Origin of the sequence: Stackebrandtia nassauensis DSM 44728 (assembly GCF_000024545.1) — a bacterium.
In the GTDB taxonomy this organism is placed as follows: domain Bacteria; phylum Actinomycetota; class Actinomycetes; order Mycobacteriales; family Micromonosporaceae; genus Stackebrandtia; species Stackebrandtia nassauensis.
The window spans coordinates 4,488,380-4,504,109 of the sequence record NC_013947.1 but is presented as its reverse complement, the minus strand read 5'-3'; the positions used below and the strand labels follow the sequence as shown (position 1 = coordinate 4,504,109).

Genomic DNA, 15,730 nt, shown 5'->3' with positions numbered 1-15,730 from the left:
CTCGTGCCCCGCGTCCGAGCCTGGAGGAACACCCCATATGAGAGACCTGTACGCCAAGGCCGCCGCGCTGACGGTTCCGCTGGTCGGCAACATCACCGACGAACAACTGGCCGGGCCGACCCCGTGCGCTGAGTTCGACGTGCGCGCCCTGCTCAACCACCTGTACGAGGTGGTGGTGGCGTTCCAGCGGACCGCGCGCTTCGAGCCGATGGACTTCGACGACTCGCGCGAGCACATCACCGGCGACGACTGGCGAGCGCGGTTCGCGACCGAGGTCGCGGCGGTGTCGCGGGAGTGGTCACGTCCGGAGGCGCTCGAAGGAGAGGGCTCGGTGCCGGGCTTCCCCCGGGAACTGCTGGCGCGGCTGCCGGTGTTCGACCTGACCGTCCACGGCTGGGACCTGGCCCGCGCCACCGGCCAGGAGTTCCGGGCCGACCCGGCGCTGGTCGAGGCCGTGTACGAGATCGCGCTCGGCTTCGCCGAGACGGCCCGGCAGGCCGGACAGGTCGGCGAACCGGTCGCGGTGCCCGAGACCGCCCCCGTGATCGACCGACTCGTGGGGCTGGTGGGAAGGGACCCGGCCTGGAAACCGTAGTCTCCCTAAACGATGAAGCTTGATCTGTTTCTGGTGGGGGACGCGGTGCACCGTGCCCCCCACCGGGTTCCCGCCGTCCTCGCCGACTACGCCCACAGCGCCGAAGCCGCCGGTTTCGACGCGGTATGGCTGGCCGAGCACCATTTCATCCGCTACGGAGCCTGCCCGTCGGTGCCGCTGCTGGCCGCGCACATCCTGGCCCGCACCGAGACCCTGCGGGTCGGTTCGGCCGCCTGCGTGCTGTCCAACCGCAACCCGGTGGCGCTGGCCGAGGAGGCGGCCATGCTGGACGGTCTGTCGGACGGCCGGTTCCTGCTCGGCGTGGCGCGCGGCGGGCCCTGGGTGGACCTGGAGGTGTTCGGCACCGGCGCCGAACGGTTCGAACGCGGCTTCACCGAGTCGCTGGACATCGTGCGGCACTGGCTGTCCGGCGCGACGACGGCCGCGTCCGACGGCGAGTTCACCCGGTTCCGGCCGGTCACGGTCACCGCGCCGCCGCCGAAACCGCCACCGATGTGGGTGGCCGCCACCTCGCGCAACACAGTGGACGTCGCCGCCGAGCGCGGCCTGTCGCTGCTGTTGGGAGTGCACGCCACCGACGAGGACAAGGCCGCCATGACCCGCCGTTGGGCCGAGGTCGCCGCAGCCGCGGGCCACGACCCGGCGGCGGCCGAACACGCGGCGGTCTACCTGGCCTACGCCGCCGACAGCCGCGAGTCCGGCCGCCGCGAACTGCGGGAACCGTTGACCCACTGGCTGTCCGTGGGCGTGGGGGACTATCTGCGGCTGGACGGCAGCCGAGGCAGCAGCGACCAGGAAGCCTATGTGGACCGGCTGATCGACAACCACCTCGTGGGGCCGCCCGACGACAGTGCCGAACGGCTGGCCGCGTCCGTGAAGGCCACCGGCATCTCGCGGGCACTGCTGCTGGTCGAGGGCCGAGCCGAGACCGAAGCCGTGCGCGACAACATAACGCGACTGGGAACCGCGCTGGCCTCAGCCAATAGCCCTACTTGAGCACCGCTTTCAGGCACTCGTCGATCGTCGGGTGCTGGAACTCGTAGCCGTTGTCCTGCAACACCTTCGGCTTGACCTTCGATCCGCTCAGCAGCTCCTGGGCGGCCTCTCCGGCCGCCACCCGCAGCGCGAAACCGGGCACCGTGAACACCGCCGGACGCCTGACGGCCTTGCCGAGCGCACGGGTGAACTCGGCGTTGGTTATCGGCGTCGGCGCGATCATGTTGACCGGCCCATCGACTTTGGAGTCAAGGAGGAACCCAAGCGCGCCCAGCCAGTCCGGCAGCGAGATCCACGGGAAGTACTGCCGGCCGGAACCGAACTTGCCGCCGATGCCCAGCTTGAACACCGGCAGCAGCCGTTTGATCATCACCGAGTCCGCCGACAGGACGTGGGCGGTGCGCAGCCGCACCACCCGGGCCCCCGCCTGGCTGGCCGCCTCGGTGGACCGCTCCCAGGCCGCGCAGGTCTCGCCCAGGAAACCGGACGCGTGCGGCTCCGACTCGTCGACGAGCGTGGAGCCGCGCTCGTACCAGCCGATAGCGGATGCGTTGACCAGCAACGGAACCCCGGTCTCGGCGACGGTCTCGGCCAGGACCGTCGTCGGGACGACCCGGCTGCGGCGGATCAGTTTCTTGTACGCCGGGCTCCACCGCTTGTCGGCCACCCCGGCACCGCCCACATTGACCACGGCGTCGGCGCCCTCGAACAGGCTCAGGTCCAGACTGGGCACGTACGGGTCCCATGGGTACTCGTGGTCACCGACGGGTTCGCGCCGCACCAACCGATCCACCCGATGCCCGTCGGCGGTCAACTTCTTCGCGAGATGGCGGCCCAGAAAACCCGAAGCTCCGGCCAGAACGATGCGCATACGCTCATCCTGGCACGAACCGTACTTTTACAACCAACCGCTCTTCTTCAGCATCCGGTAGACGATGAAGCAGGCCACGGCCATCAACACGATGGCGCCGGGATACCCCACCACCCACTTCAGCTCCGGCATGTGGGTGAAGTTCATCCCGTAGATACCGGCGATCATGGTCGGCACCGCGATGAGCGCCGCCAGCGACGAGATCTTGCGCATGTCGCTGTTCTGCTGCGACGCCACCTGCGCCAGGTGCGCCTGCAGGATCCCGGTGATGAGCTCGTTCAACGAGTCGATGGTGGTGTCGACACGATCCAGCGAATGCAGCGACTGCTGGAACCGCTCCCGCACGTGCTTGTTGATCTCGATGCGTCCCCGGGCCAGGTCGGTCACCACCGGATGCAGCGGGTCCTCCACCCGCCGGAAGAACAGCACCTCCCGCTTGAGCGTGTAGATCGCCTCCAGCGGGTCGGGCGTCTCGCGGTCGAAGACCTCATGCTCGACCTCGATGATGTCGGACTCGATCTCGTGGGCGATCCGGTCGTACTCGGCGATGACCTCGTCGCACACCACGTGGGCGATCGCGAACGGCCCCGCCTCCAGGCAACCGATGTCGGAGCGGATGTGGTGCCGCACCTCGGCGAACAGCGCGTCGGCGCCGTCGTGGATCGTCAGGACCAGACCCTCGGTGACACACAGGACGATCTGGTTCGTGCTCAGGCTCGACTCGGTGTCGGACTCGGTCTTGCGACGCTCCAGCGCCTTGAACGCGAAGATCCGCATGCCCCCGCTGCGGTCGACCGCGTGCCGCGCCCGATGCCGCAGCAACTCGTCGTAGTCAAGCCCTTCCAGACGCAATCGGCGTGTTATCGTTTCGAACTCTTCTCGCGACGGCGAGCTGAGATCGATCCACATAAATCCGTCGGGAGTCTCCGTCGCTTCGCGCAGCGCGGCTTCCAGCTCGGCCTCGGATTCCTCGAGCCGGCCGGGACCGCACGTCAACGTTGTGGGGGTCACGGTGGAACCTTAGACGCCACACCTGACACGGCGCCACCCGGACGCACCCGGTGGGGCGCAGGGAGTGTGACCCGCTATGACCGAGCCAGGCGGCAGAGACGAGTCGTACATCCCGCTGCCGTGCCCCGGATGCGCGGGAAAGGGCGTCAACTACATGCCGCACATGGCCATCGGGCCGCTGCGCGGGCACCTGCGCTCCGGGCAGGTCGCGACGCTGCTGGCGGCCGGACGCTGCGAGGAATGCCTCGGCAACGGCAGGCTCCGCCGCCCGAAGCGGACATGACGACGCCCGGGACACCAGCGGCGTCCCGGGCGGGAGTCGATCAGTTGTTACAGACCCAGCTGGGCCTCGAAGTTGCCCTCTTCCAGGCGCTGCTTGACCGCGGTCAGGTAGCGCGCGGCGTCGGCACCGTCGATGATGCGGTGGTCGTAGGACAACGCCAGGTACATCATGGACCGGGGCGCGATGACCTCGCCGAGCTCCGGGTCGTTGACCACGACCGGACGCTTGACGACGGCACCGGTGCCCAGCATCGCCGACTGCGGCGCGTTGACGATCGGCGTGTCGAACAGCGCGCCCCGCGAACCGGTGTTGGTCAGCGTGAACGTGCCGCCCGCGATGTCGTCCGGCGTCAGCTTGTTGTCCCGGGTGCGCTGCGCCAGGTCGGCGATGCGCCGGGCCAGCCCACCCAGGTTCAGGTCACCGGCATTGTGGATGACCGGGGCGATCAGGCCCTTGTCGGTGTCCACCGCCATGCCGAGGTTCTCGGCCTCGGGGTAGGTGATGGTCCCGGCTTCCATGTCGATGCTGGCGTTGACCTGCGGGTACACCTGGAGCGCCTCGACGGCGGCCATCGCGAAGAACGGCAGGAAGGACAGCTTCACGCCGTGCCGCTTGAGGAACGCGTCCTTGGTGGCGGCGCGCAGGTGCGCGATCTTCGTGACGTCCACTTCGATCACCGTCGTCAGCTGCGCCTGGGTGTGCAGCGCGTCGAAGGTGTTCTTGGCGATCAGCTTGCGCAGTCGCGACATCTTCTCGGTGCGGCCCCGCAGCGGGCTGGGCTCCAGTGGCGCGGCGGACTTGGCCGCCGGTGCCGCCGCGGCCGCCTTGGCGGGCTCGGGCGCGGGTGCCGGAGCGGCGGCCTCGGCCGCGGCCAGCACGTCCTGCTTGCGGATGCGTCCGCCGACACCGGTACCGGTGACCTTGGACAGGTCCACGTCCTTCTCGGCGGCCAGCTTGCGCACCAGCGGCGTCACGTACACGCCGGAGGTGTCGGCGGCCGGAGCGGCCGGGGCCGCGGCGGGCTTCGACTCGGCAGCCGGAGCGGCCTGCGGGGCCGGAGCCTGCGGCGCGGGGGCTGGTTTCGACTCCGGGGCCGGAGCCGGTTTGGCGGCCTCGGGAGCGGGAGCGGGCTTGGACTCGGCGGCCGGAGCCGCCCCGCCCGACTCGCCCACCACGGCCAGCGCGGCGCCGACGTCGGCGGTCTCGTCCTCGGCGACCTTGATCTCCAGCAGCGTGCCCGCCACCGGCGACGGGATCTCGGTGTCCACCTTGTCGGTCGACACCTCGACCAGCGGCTCGTCGACCTCGACGGTGTCGCCGACGGCCTTGAGCCAGCGGGTGATGGTGCCCTCGGTGACCGACTCGCCCAGCGCGGGCATCGGCACCTCGGTACCGGAACCGCTGGCGGCGGGCGCCGACGCCTGCGGCTGGTTCGCGGGCGGCTGGTCGGCCGGGGCCGGGGACTCCTCCTGCGACTGCGGCGGCAGCGGCTCCTCCTCCGGCTCCTCGGCCTGCGGCTGCTGGCCGCCCTCGGGTTCGGAGGACTGCGCCGGGGCGTCGCCGCTCTCGCCGATCACGGCCAGCTCGGCGCCGACCTCGACGGTCTCATCCTCGGCGGCCACGATGCGGGTGAGCACACCCGCGGCCGGGGACGGGATCTCGGTGTCCACCTTGTCGGTCGACACCTCCAGCAGCGGCTCGTCGACCTCGACGGTGTCGCCTTCCTTCTTCAGCCATTGCGTGATGGTGCCCTCCGTGACGCTTTCGCCGAGGGCGGGCATGGTTACCGATACCGGCATTTCTTCAAGCTCCTGTGATCAGTTAGGCGTGTGCGTGCAGTGGCTTGCCCGCGAGAGCCAGGTGCGCCTCGCCGAGAGCCTCGTTCTGGGTCGGGTGCATGTGGATCAGCTGGGCGACGTCCGACGGGAAGGCCTCCCAGTTGTAGATCAGCTGCGCCTCACCGATCTGCTCACCCATGTTGGCGCCGACCATGTGGACACCCACGACCGGTCCGTCCTTGACGCTGACGAGCTTGACGAAGCCCTGGGTCTTGAGGATGTTGCTCTTGCCGTTGCCGCCGAGGTTGTAGTTGTACGACACCACGACGTCGGCGCCGAACTTCTCCTTGGCGGCTTCCTCGGAGTAGCCCACCGAGGCCACCTGCGGCTCGCTGTAGGTCACCTTCGGGATCCCGGCCTCGTCGATGGGACGCGGGTTCAGGCCCGCGATGTGCTCGGCGACGAAGATGCCGTGCCCGAAGCCGCGGTGCGCCAGCTGCACACCCGGGACGATGTCGCCGATGGCGTACACGCCCGGCAGGTTGGTCTGCAGGTGCTCGTTGACCAGGACGAAGCCGCGGTCCATGGACACGCCCTGCTCGTCGTAGCCCAGGCCGGCGGTGGAGGGGCCGCGGCCGACGGCCACCAGCAGCAGCTCGGCGTCGATGGTCTCGCCGCCCGCGATCGTGACCGACACGCCCCCGGCGGTCTCCTTGAGCGACTCGAAGCCCTTGCCGGTCTTGAACTTGATGCCGCGCTTGCGGAAGGCCCGCTCCAGCATCTTCGACGAGTCGGCGTCCTCGGCGGCCACCAGACGGGGCAGAGCCTCCACAATGGTGACATCGGCGCCCAGCGACTTCCAGGCGCTGGCGAACTCGACGCCGATGACGCCGCCGCCCAGCACGATGGCGCTGGAGGGAACCTTGTCGAGGCGGAGCGCGTGCTCGGAGGTGATCACCTTGGTGCCGTCGACGTCGAGGCCGGGCAGCGACTTGGAGTACGAGCCGGTGGCCAGCACGATGTTGCGTCCGGTGACGCGTTCCCCGTTGACCTCGACGGTGTTGGGGCCGACCAGCTTGCCGGAGCCCTCGATGACGGTGACCTTGCTGGCCTTGATGAGGCCCTGCAGGCCCTTGTACATCTTGGCGACCACGCCGTCCTTGTAGGCGTTGACACCGGCCATGTCGATGGAGACGCCCTCGGTCTTGACCCCGAACTCCTCGCCGTGCCGGGCCGAGTCGGCGACCTCGCCGGCGTGCAGCAGCGCCTTGGTCGGTATGCAGCCGGTGTGCAGGCAGGTGCCCCCCAGCTTGTCCTTCTCGATGATGGCGACGCTCAAGTCGAGTTGGGCTGCCCGCAGGGCGCAGGCATAACCGGCGCTGCCGCTACCCAGGATTACGACGTCGTAGCCCGCGTTCGGGTCGCTCACGAAAACTCCCAGTCCTAATGGTCTTAAGGTTCGACAATCGGTTCATCCTCGCACCCGCCGGGCCCGGTTCGTGGCCAGACCCTGTGCATGTGCGCCTCCCTATTCAACCTCGCCGTGTTCGAAGACGTGAGACCCGGTCTTGTGGGTCCAGACACATCGATGGATATGACACGGGTCGTAGACTTGAGCCTCACCACGACATTTCAGCGGAGGTGATCGCCGTTGTCATGGTTTCGCCGCAAGAAGCGGACCGGTACCTCGGATCGGGGTGCCGAACGAATGGACACCTCGCACCTGGAACAGTTCCACGCCACTCGCCAGGGTGTCGAAGCCTATGTGGAACCGCGTACCAACATGACCGAGACGACAGTCATGCTCATCGCCCACGACGGTGAGTGGACCCGACGCCGGGTTGACGGCACCGAGGCGGCGTTCAGCCTGGGCGACCGGCTGGGCATCCCGGTCTACGAGGTCGCGAAGGTGGGATATCCGCAGCGTATGCGTGACTACAACGCCCGGCAACGCAAGCTCAAGGAAGGCCGCAGCACCCCACGCTGAGGCCGCGCTCGTCCCGGCGGGAGTTCGGTGTGTTCCCGCTGACCAATGCCCACGCCGAAGGCGGGGTGGCCCGATCGGGCCACCCCGCCTTCGCGGATCGTCTCGTCAACCGGTCTTGCGGTTGGTGAACTCCTTGTGACCAGCGGTCTTGACATCCTTGGGATGGAAGCCCGACTGGGAGCTGCCGATACCGACTCCCTTGACCTTGTTGCGGCCCTTGCCCTTCTTCATGGCACGGCGCTCGGCCCGGTTGGTGGGTTCGGGAACTTCTTCGGTGTTTTCCTGCTCGTGATCGAGCGGAGCCTTGTGGTCTTCCGGCATGGGATCGTCTCCTCTTAAGACTGGATCGGGCGCGTCCGTGTTCGGTGTGCCCGAAAGAAACGGGTGGGAATACACGTGGCCGCTGACAGCGGCGAGTCGCGCTCAGATCATCCACATGCATAGGACGATAGCAGAGCCACTTGGGCGGCCAAACGGCAATTGACCGGTGCTAAGGCTTTCGGCCGATATGGACGCTTTGGGCCGCGAGGTAGAACAGGTCGTCGCGCAGTCCCAGCCAGACGGGGTCGTCGGGGTCCAGCAGTCGCCGCCAGCACTCCAGGTCCTCGGGCGACAGCAGGTCCTCGGACCACTCGATCTGTTTGGCGAACTTGCGGAGCACGTGGTCGAGGTCGGCGCCCTCGAGTGGGGCGGGCTTGTCGAACAGGATGTTGCGGGTGGTCACGTCGATGAAACCCGCGTTGCGCAGCCCGGTGAGCCAGCCGTAGGGCATGGGTTTGAGGTCGGCCATCCGGCGGCGGGCGGCCTCGTCGGCGGCGGCGTTGAGCCGCTTGTCGAGGCCGGGCTTGCCGATGCCCAGGTAGTTGGGCAGGCAGGCGGCGGTGGTGCCGCCCTCGGCCAGCGCGATGACGCCGCCGTCGGCCAGCACTTCGGCGAGGGTGCGCAGGGCGACCTGCTCGTCGTCGGCGTGGTGCAGGGCGCCGCGCGCCCACACCAGGTCGGGGGCGCCACCGGCGGCGGCGCGCAACTGCTCGGGGGAGTCCTCGAACGACGCGACGGCGAAGCCGAGGTCGGGGTTGTCGGCGGCGACGGTCGTGAAGACCTCCTCGTGGGCGTCCAGGCCCACGACGCGGGTGGCCTGTCCGGTCTCGGCGGCACGGTCGCGCAGCGCCAGGGCCATTCCGCCGCCCCCGCAACCGAAGTCGACGGCCAGCCGGTCGTCGGGTCGCAGCAGTTCGGCGGCCATGAGCCGGTAGAACTCGCCGTCGCTCTGCGCGGCCTTGGCCAGGTCGGAGGCCTCGGCCGACCACACGAAACCGTCGTTGGACATCGAACCTCCCGAGCTAAGGAGCAGCTGACTCCTGGGAGCTTACCGCTTGCGGATCGGTGGTTCTCGGGTTAGATTTCTCACATAACCAAAAACAAGCGGGCCGAAACAAAAGCCCGTTTCGGTGGGAATGCCTCGAGAGGAGAAACATGAGCGTCATGGCCGACCGGCTCGACAACATGGACATCACCGTGTCGTCGCCGGACGGGAACATCGAGGGCCGGTACCGGCGGCGCGGCGAACTGACCCTGGAGTTCCGCGGCGACGCCTACGAGCAGTACCGGCAGCACACCCTCGAACACCAGCTGGCGCGGCTGGCGACGCTGCTGTGGACCGGCTACCAGCGTGAGTACGACGCCGCCGTCAGCGAGGTCGTCGGACATCCCGTCAAGGACGAACGGCACCTGTGGGACGCCAACCGCCGCCGCTACCGGGAAGCACAGCGCGCGACGGCCGCCAGCGGCATGTCCGCCGGTGGCCGGGTCTACATCGAGAACACCGGCATGCTCAGTTGGCACGTCGTCATCCGCGACGGCACGCTCGGCGAACTCACCGCGGCCGAGTTCGCTTCCGAATGCCTCAGCGCCTTCGACGCGCTGTGGCGCGACTACCGATCCAAGATGGCCGCCCTGCGGGCCGAGCACTACGGCCTCAGCTTCGCGTCCAAACGCCGTGAACGTCAACCCCGGCACTGAGGAGACTGACTCATGAACGACATCACCCGAAAGGTCACCGGAGGCGACCTGTACTCACTGTGGAGAGTCGCCAACATAACCCTGCCCATAGTGGAGAGGGTTTATACCAAGCAGGCCAACGCGACCCACGAGATCGACGTCCCCGACGACCAGAAGTTCGGTCGGTGCCACCCGTGGTGGGCGACCATCTGCTCGGAACTCGAGAGCGCGCTGTTCGGCACCTCCGTGACGTTCCGCATCGCCGCCCAGGGCATCAACAAGGCCGTGGACGAGTACCGGTACGTCGACGGCGACAACGCGAAGGGGCTCAACGCCGTCGGCGAGGAACTGAACGAGATTCTCGACAACCCCAACCTGCACGACAAAGAAGACGAGCTGACCGGTGACGAGCTGCCGGGTCGGATCGAAGCTCCCAACTGGACGACCCCGGAGGGTTGGTACGACCGTGACTGACAACATCACCGACGAGGCGATCATCGACAAGGCCCAGGAACTGCACGACAAGGCCTACGACAAGGCCGTCTACGAGCGCGACGAGGCCAACGGCGTGCACGCCAACCAGAACAACCCGGAGGTCCTCATCTTCAACGACGGCCCCACCGACGACGAGATCCGGGAGAAACTGTCCTGGGTGGTCGATCGTTTCCGGGAAACCCTCAAGCCGTTTCCACGCGACTTCGATCCGCTCATCGACAAGATCAAGGCCATCGAGGCCGCCTTCGGCCAGGAGGAGGACTCCTTCGGAGACCCCGATCTCGGCATGATCGAGACCTCGGCGAACTACATGGCCCAATGGGAGGGCGCGCTGTCGACGAACTTCAACGAGAAGTTCCTCGGCCCGATGCCGATCATCGCCGCCAACCACGGCAAGTTGGCGTCCTATCTGCGCGACCACGCCGAGAAGATGAAGAGCATCTACGAATCCGGGCGGCAGGACGCGCTCAACATCGCCGAAAAGGGCGTTGAGGCGATCGACGCGATCAACGACTCCAACGGCAAGGACCTGATGATCGCCCTCGCGGTGTTGATCGCGGCGGGCACTCTGGCCGGACCGGCGCTGGGGGTGGCGTCCGCGCCGTTGGCCGTTCAACTGGCCAACGCCGCCGTCATCGCCGGGTCGGTGCTGGGGGGTCCGTTCGTCGAGAAGGGCGAGGAGGTGCCGCTGGGCGGCGACACCGTCGAGGAGGTCATGAACAACGTTCGCGACGCGCTCGACGCGTCCGCCAAACGCATCTTCGAGGAGGAGGGCTACCTGCTGGACGCGCTCAAGAAGTCGGAGGAGGAGGTCTTCCCGCAGACCTCGGGAAACACCGACGACCACACCGCGTTGCTTCCGCAGCAGCCCAAGGTATTCACCGCCACCGGCGAGGAACTCACCGCGGGACTGGTGCAGTTCGGCTCCGAGGACGGCACGGACGGCGGCGGCGGCGATCGGGGCAGCTACGTCGGCGACGACCCGCCCGACAATTTCGAAGGCAGCGTCTTCGTGCCGCCGGAGAAGAAAACCGCCACCGGCTAGCCGAGCGTGCTAGCCGAACTTGAGGCCCTTCGGGGTCGCGCGCAGGCCCGCCTCGGTCAGGGCCGCGCCGACCGGGGTGCCCGCGATCGGGGTGCCGTCGACGTGGGTGACGGTGACGCGGGCCAGCCCGCCCCGGTTGGCGGTCGCGACCAGGGCCTCGGCCGCCGCGACGGTGCGCTGTCGGTCGGCCGTGTAGGTCAGGATGGTGCGGCCGCCGCGTTCGACGTACCAGGCCAGTTCGCCGTCGACGATGACCACCAGCGCCCCGGCCTTGCGGCCCGCGCGGTGGCCCGACTCCTCGCTGGAGCGGGCGGGCCACGGCATCCCGGCGCCGAAGGGGTTGGCCGGGTCGCAGGCCGCCAGCACCAGCGCGCCCTTGGGGGTCGCCGAGCGGAGCCGGTCCACGGCACCGGGTTCGGCGAACTGGGCCGCGCCCAGACCGGACACGAAGTACCCGCGCCGGGCGGCGCCGCGCTCCTCCATCGCCGACAGGATCGGGTACTGGCCCGCGAAGCCGCTGGCGTGACCGGCGGCGGCGCCCCGCACCACGACGCCGTGCCGGTCCAGCAGGGTCGCGGTGGCGGCGTGGGCGCGGCGGGTCGGGTCGGTGTCGCGGTCGGGCAGCCGGTACCAGCGTCCGGCCGCCGACGGCGGGGCGGAACGCACCGCCTGCCGGGTGACGGTGAACCGGCCCGGCCGACGGGGACGGCGCGACTGCTGCGGTTTGGGCGACGGCCCGGAAAGCTTGGCGCGCAACGGTGCCAGCGAGTCGTTGGACACCCAGCCGCCCCACACCAGGTCCCACAGCGCCTCCAGCACCTCGGGGTCGTCGCCCTCGACCACGCCGGTCAGGTCGCGGAAGAACCGGGGCGACTCCAAGGCGTCCAGCAGTTCCCGGTGCAGGTCACCGGCGATCGCCTCCTCGTCGGGCAGCGGCAGCAGCAGCGGCGCGGTCTCGGCGTAGGCGAAGGTCAGCCAGCCGTCGGTGCCCGGCAGGCCGCCCGAACCGCTCCACAGCAGTTCGCCGGAGCCGGTCAGCTCGTCCAGCTGGGCGGGGGAGTACTCGCCCACCCGCACCGGCAGCACCGTCGACTCCCAGGCCGAGGCGGGGATCGCGGTGCCCTGCAACTGATCCAGGACGTCGGCCACCGCGTCGGTCCCGATCGCCTTGCCGCCGACGCCCTGCCAGTCGGCCAGGAACGACACGTACTTGGCGACCGGCACCGGTGAGATCTCGGCGCGCAGCGCCGCGAGGGTCTTGCGCCGCAACAGGCGCAGCACGTCCACGGCGCACCACTGCCGTGATCCGTCCTGTGTGTACGATCCGTGTCGGACGACGCCGTCGGCGTCCAGCCGGTGCAGAGCCGCCTCGACGAGCGGACCGGGGAGTCCGAAGCGCTCGGCGCATTCGGCGGTCTCGAACGGACCGTGGGTGCGGGCGTAGCGGGCGACCAGGTCGTCCAGGGGGTCCGGTGTCGGCGAACCGGCCGTCGCGCCGGTTCCGTTGGTCGACAACAGTTCCGGCGGCAGCTCGGGTAGCTCCACTCCAAGGCCGTCGCGGTAGCGCACCGCGTCCTCCACGGCGATCCAGCGTCGCTGTTCGGCCACCGTGACCGCCACCGCGCGTCCGGCCGCCTCCAGCTCTTCGGCGGCCGCGACGGCGATGCCGCGCTCCGCGAGATCTCCGTCTGACTGGTCGCCGACGACCCGCAGCAGTTCCGCCACGTCCTCGGCGCCCGACAGGTCTCGGCCGTCGCGCCATTGCAGCCACGCCTCGGCCTCGGCCACCACCGCGGGGTCGAGCAGTTGATCGCCCTCGCCGAGCAGCTCGTCCAGCAGTCCGGAGTTGAACGCCGCCGCCCGGCGCTCGGCCAGCGGTTCGTCCTCCCCGTACAGGTTCCCGGCCACGAACGACGACAGGATGCTCAGCGCGAACGGAGAGGCCGACTCGGTCACGACGTCCACAGCGGCGGTGGAGCGCTCGGCGAGGCTTCGCATCAGCCCGGTCAGGGCGTCCATGTCGAAGTACTCCTCCAGGCACTCCCGCGCGGCCTCGGCGGTGATGGGGAAGTCGGTGAACTCGCGCGCCACCTCGAACAGCTGCGCGGCGCGCTGCCGCTGCTGCCACAGCGGCTGCCTGCGTCCGATCGCCTTGCGCGGCAACAACAGTGCCCGCGCGGCGCACTCCCGGAACCGGGCCGAGAACAGGGGCGAGGCGGTCAGCTGCTCGGTGACGATCCGGGTGATGGCCTCCGGCTCGAAGGCCAACAGCTCGGCGCCGGGCGGGTCGGTCATGTCGGGGATGCGCAGCACGATGCCGTCGTCGGTGCCCATGGCGTGGGCGTCGACGCCGAGCCGCTCCCGCAACCTCGCGGCGATCGCCAACGCCCACGGCCGATTCACCCGCGCGCCCAGCAGACAGTGCACGATGACGCGCCAGTCACCCAGCTCGTCGCGGAACCGCTCCACCACAACAGTGCGATCGTCGGGCACCGCCCCGGTGTGCTCCCGCTGCTGGTCCACATAGGCGGCCAGGTTGCTCGCCGCCGAATCGGCCAGCACCGACCCGGCCGAGCCCGGCAAACCGTGGCGGCGCGAGCTCGCGCCGCCGGACGTGCCGTCGGCCGCGTTGCGCTTCCCGGCCGGGCTCTCCTCGCTCTCGTCGGCTGACGCGCCATCGGAGGCGGTGGCCGTCGCGCCCGCGTTCGCGGCGCCCGGCTCGCCGTCGGCCGCGTGGCGCTTCCCGCCCGCGTTCGCCTCGCTCTCGTTGGTCAGCTCGCGTAGGCGTACTCCGATCGCGCGCCCGAACTCGGCGGGGCGGCCCACGTCTTCGCCCTTCCAGAACGGCATGCGGGCCGCCTGTCCCGGCGCCGGGGACACCAGTACCCGGTCGGGTGTGATCGACTCGATCCGCCATGAGGTGGCGCCCAGGAGGAACACGTCGCCCACTCGCGACTCGTAGATCATCTCCTCGTCCAGCTCCCCGACCCGGGAACCCGTGCCGCCCTCGGCCAGGTACACCCCGTACAGGCCCCGGTCCGGGATCGTTCCCGCGTTGAGGACCGCCAGCCGCTGTGCCCCCGGCCGTGCCGTGAGCCTGCCGGTGGCCCGGTTCCACACCAGTTTCGGCTTCAGACCGGAGAACCCGGTGGACGGATACTTGCCCGACACCATGTCCAGCACCGAGCGCAGCGCCTCGTCCGACAGTGAGGCGAACGGCGCCGCCCCGCGCACCACCCGGGCCAGGTCGTCGACCCGCCAGTCGTCCATGGCCACCATGGACACCAGGTGCTGCGACAGGATGTCGATCGGGTTGGACGGTGGCCGCAGTTCCTCGATGCCGCCGTCCAGCATCCGTTCGGCCGCGACGGTCGCGGCCAGCAGGTCGGAACGGTGGGTCGGCAGCACCACGCCCTGCGACACCGCGCCGACCTGGTGGCCGGCCCGGCCGACCCGCTGCACGCCCGAGGCCACACTGGGCGGGGAACCGATGAGCACCACCAGGTCCACCGCGCCCATGTCGATGCCCAGTTCCAGACTGGACGTCGACACCACGGCCCGCAGCTCGCCCGACTTCAGCCCCGTCTCGACCTGGAGCCGCTCCTCCCGCGACATCGAGCCGTGGTGGGCGCGCGCCAGCACCGGCATCACCCCGGCGGCGGCCGAGGACTGCGCCATGATGTACGCCGGTTGCGAGCGGTAGGGGGTGTCGTGTTTGACGACGACCTCGTTGAGCCGCGAACACAACCGCTCGGCCAGCGAACGCGAGTTGACGAACACGATGGTGGACCGGTTGGCTTCGATCAGATCGTGCAGCCGCTTGACGATGGACGGCCAGATCGAGGGCTGCCCCTGCTCGTCGACGTCGGTCAGGTCGGCCAGGTCCGGGACGGTCACGTCCACCGACAGCTCGATGGTCTTGGCCGCCGGTGGCTTCACGATCGTCACCGGCCGCGGCCCGCCCACGTACCGGGCGGTCTCCTCGATCGGCCGCACCGTCGCCGACAGCCCGATGCGTTGCGCCGGTTGCGGAAGCAGCGCGTCCAGCCGTTCCAGGCACAGCGCCAGGTGCGCGCCCCGCTTGGTGCCGCACACCGCGTGCACCTCGTCGATGATCACCGTGTCGATGCCGCGCAACGCGTCGCGGGCCGCCGAGGTCAACAGCAGGAACAGTGACTCGGGTGTGGTGATGAGGATGTCGGACGGCGTGCGGGCGAAGGCGCGGCGCTGGTCGGCCGGGGTGTCGCCGGTGCGCATCGACACCGACACGTCCGGCGCCTCCACGCCCAGCCGCTTCGCCTCCTCACCGATGCCCGCCAACGGCTGCCGCAGGTTGCGTTCGACGTCGTAGGCCAGCGCCTTGAGCGGGCTGACGTACAGCACCCGGCACCGCCGCTTGGGGTCTTCGGGCTTGGGCGTGGTCGCCAGCCGGTCCAGCGACCACAGGAACGCCGACAGCGTCTTGCCGGAACCGGTGGGTGCCACCACGAGCGCGTTGTCGCCCCGCGCGATCGCCTCCCAGGCCCCCGCCTGCGCGGGCGTGGGAGCGCCGAACCGTTCGGCGAACCAGGCCCGGGTCGGTCGGCTGAAGGCGGCGAGCGGTTCGGTGGTCATGTTCCGATCTTGCCCGCAACCTGGGACATATCC

Annotated in this window: 14 protein-coding genes; 7 read left to right on the top strand and 7 right to left on the bottom strand. The window is 69.5% G+C overall.

Annotated features, from left to right (window positions below):
• Positions 1-37 precede the first annotated feature (37 nt).
• Entirely contained in the window at positions 38-595 is a 558-nt protein-coding gene (locus SNAS_RS20745; protein WP_013019426.1) for a TIGR03086 family metal-binding protein, read from the top strand.
• A gap of 12 nt (positions 596-607) precedes the next feature.
• Complete coding sequence (locus tag SNAS_RS20740; protein WP_013019425.1) at positions 608-1,612, top strand: LLM class flavin-dependent oxidoreductase; 1,005 nt, start codon at positions 608-610, stop codon at positions 1,610-1,612.
• Here the strand turns inward: SNAS_RS20740 and SNAS_RS20735 are convergent.
• Complete coding sequence (locus tag SNAS_RS20735; RefSeq protein WP_013019424.1) at positions 1,605-2,483, bottom strand: TIGR01777 family oxidoreductase; 879 nt, start codon at positions 2,481-2,483, stop codon at positions 1,605-1,607. The genes SNAS_RS20740 and SNAS_RS20735 overlap by 8 nt on opposite strands.
• A gap of 27 nt (positions 2,484-2,510) precedes the next feature.
• Positions 2,511-3,494 (bottom strand): magnesium and cobalt transport protein CorA, encoded by a 984-nt coding sequence (locus SNAS_RS20730; RefSeq protein WP_013019423.1) that lies wholly within the window; start codon positions 3,492-3,494, stop codon positions 2,511-2,513.
• A 76-nt stretch (positions 3,495-3,570) separates the two neighbouring features.
• Between SNAS_RS20730 and SNAS_RS20725 the strand changes: the two genes are divergently transcribed.
• Positions 3,571-3,777 carry a hypothetical protein gene (locus tag SNAS_RS20725; protein ID WP_013019422.1) on the top strand — a complete coding sequence of 69 codons (207 nt, stop codon included), beginning with the start codon at positions 3,571-3,573 and terminating at the stop codon, positions 3,775-3,777.
• 47 nt (positions 3,778-3,824) lie between these two features.
• On the opposite strand, the gene sucB is transcribed toward SNAS_RS20725, so the two are convergent.
• Together sucB and lpdA are read right to left on the bottom strand one after the other, a co-directional pair.
• A complete protein-coding gene (gene sucB / locus SNAS_RS20720; RefSeq protein WP_013019421.1) occupies positions 3,825-5,576 on the bottom strand; it encodes a 2-oxoglutarate dehydrogenase, E2 component, dihydrolipoamide succinyltransferase in 1,752 nt (583 codons plus the stop codon).
• A gap of 22 nt (positions 5,577-5,598) precedes the next feature.
• The gene (gene lpdA / locus SNAS_RS20715) at positions 5,599-6,984 is read right to left on the bottom strand and encodes a dihydrolipoyl dehydrogenase (RefSeq protein ID WP_013019420.1); all 1,386 of its coding nucleotides are present in this window, start codon (positions 6,982-6,984) and stop codon (positions 5,599-5,601) included.
• Positions 6,985-7,206: 222 nt separating this feature from the next.
• On the opposite strand from lpdA, the gene SNAS_RS20710 reads away from it, so the two are divergent.
• Complete coding sequence (locus SNAS_RS20710; RefSeq protein ID WP_013019419.1) at positions 7,207-7,542, top strand: hypothetical protein; 336 nt, start codon at positions 7,207-7,209, stop codon at positions 7,540-7,542.
• Between the two features lie 105 nt (positions 7,543-7,647).
• On the opposite strand, the gene SNAS_RS20705 is transcribed toward SNAS_RS20710, so the two are convergent.
• On the bottom strand, positions 7,648-7,863 hold the full coding sequence (locus SNAS_RS20705; protein ID WP_013019418.1) for a hypothetical protein: 216 nt from the start codon (positions 7,861-7,863) through the stop codon (positions 7,648-7,650).
• Positions 7,864-8,032: 169 nt separating this feature from the next.
• Positions 8,033-8,872, bottom strand: coding sequence for a class I SAM-dependent methyltransferase (locus tag SNAS_RS20700; protein WP_013019417.1), 840 nt, complete (start codon positions 8,870-8,872; stop codon positions 8,033-8,035).
• Positions 8,873-9,018: 146 nt separating this feature from the next.
• On the opposite strand from SNAS_RS20700, the gene SNAS_RS20695 reads away from it, so the two are divergent.
• The 3 genes from SNAS_RS20695 to SNAS_RS20685 are packed head-to-tail and all read left to right on the top strand — an operon-like array spanning position 9,019 to position 11,083.
• Positions 9,019-9,564, top strand: a complete 546-nt coding sequence (locus tag SNAS_RS20695) for a hypothetical protein (protein ID WP_013019416.1) — start codon at positions 9,019-9,021, stop codon at positions 9,562-9,564.
• Between the two features lie 12 nt (positions 9,565-9,576).
• Positions 9,577-10,017, top strand: coding sequence for a hypothetical protein (locus SNAS_RS20690; RefSeq protein WP_013019415.1), 441 nt, complete (start codon positions 9,577-9,579; stop codon positions 10,015-10,017).
• Complete coding sequence (locus SNAS_RS20685) at positions 10,010-11,083, top strand: hypothetical protein (RefSeq protein ID WP_013019414.1); 1,074 nt, start codon at positions 10,010-10,012, stop codon at positions 11,081-11,083. Before SNAS_RS20690 ends, SNAS_RS20685 begins: the two co-directional genes overlap by 8 nt.
• 9 nt (positions 11,084-11,092) lie before the next feature.
• On the opposite strand, the gene SNAS_RS35890 is transcribed toward SNAS_RS20685, so the two are convergent.
• Positions 11,093-15,697, bottom strand: a complete 4,605-nt coding sequence (locus tag SNAS_RS35890; RefSeq protein WP_013019413.1) for a DEAD/DEAH box helicase — start codon at positions 15,695-15,697, stop codon at positions 11,093-11,095.
• Positions 15,698-15,730: the final 33 nt, after the last annotated feature.

What these genes read in the sequence shown, in the direction of transcription:
- SNAS_RS20745 (WP_013019426.1), top strand. Translation starts at nt 38, where the DNA reads ATGAGAGACCTGTACGCCAAGGCCGCCGCGCTGACGGTTCCGCTGGTC.
- SNAS_RS20725 (WP_013019422.1), top strand. Translation starts at nt 3,571, where the DNA reads ATGACCGAGCCAGGCGGCAGAGACGAGTCGTACATCCCGCTGCCGTGC.
- SNAS_RS20735 (WP_013019424.1), bottom strand. Translation starts at nt 2,483, where the DNA reads ATGCGCATCGTTCTGGCCGGAGCTTCGGGTTTTCTGGGCCGCCATCTC.
- SNAS_RS20695 (WP_013019416.1), top strand. Translation starts at nt 9,019, where the DNA reads ATGAGCGTCATGGCCGACCGGCTCGACAACATGGACATCACCGTGTCG.
- SNAS_RS20690 (WP_013019415.1), top strand. Translation starts at nt 9,577, where the DNA reads ATGAACGACATCACCCGAAAGGTCACCGGAGGCGACCTGTACTCACTG.
- SNAS_RS20705 (WP_013019418.1), bottom strand. Translation starts at nt 7,863, where the DNA reads ATGCCGGAAGACCACAAGGCTCCGCTCGATCACGAGCAGGAAAACACC.
- sucB (WP_013019421.1), bottom strand. Translation starts at nt 5,576, where the DNA reads ATGCCGGTATCGGTAACCATGCCCGCCCTCGGCGAAAGCGTCACGGAG.
- SNAS_RS20700 (WP_013019417.1), bottom strand. Translation starts at nt 8,872, where the DNA reads ATGTCCAACGACGGTTTCGTGTGGTCGGCCGAGGCCTCCGACCTGGCC.
- SNAS_RS20740 (WP_013019425.1), top strand. Translation starts at nt 608, where the DNA reads ATGAAGCTTGATCTGTTTCTGGTGGGGGACGCGGTGCACCGTGCCCCC.
- SNAS_RS35890 (WP_013019413.1), bottom strand. Translation starts at nt 15,697, where the DNA reads ATGACCACCGAACCGCTCGCCGCCTTCAGCCGACCGACCCGGGCCTGG.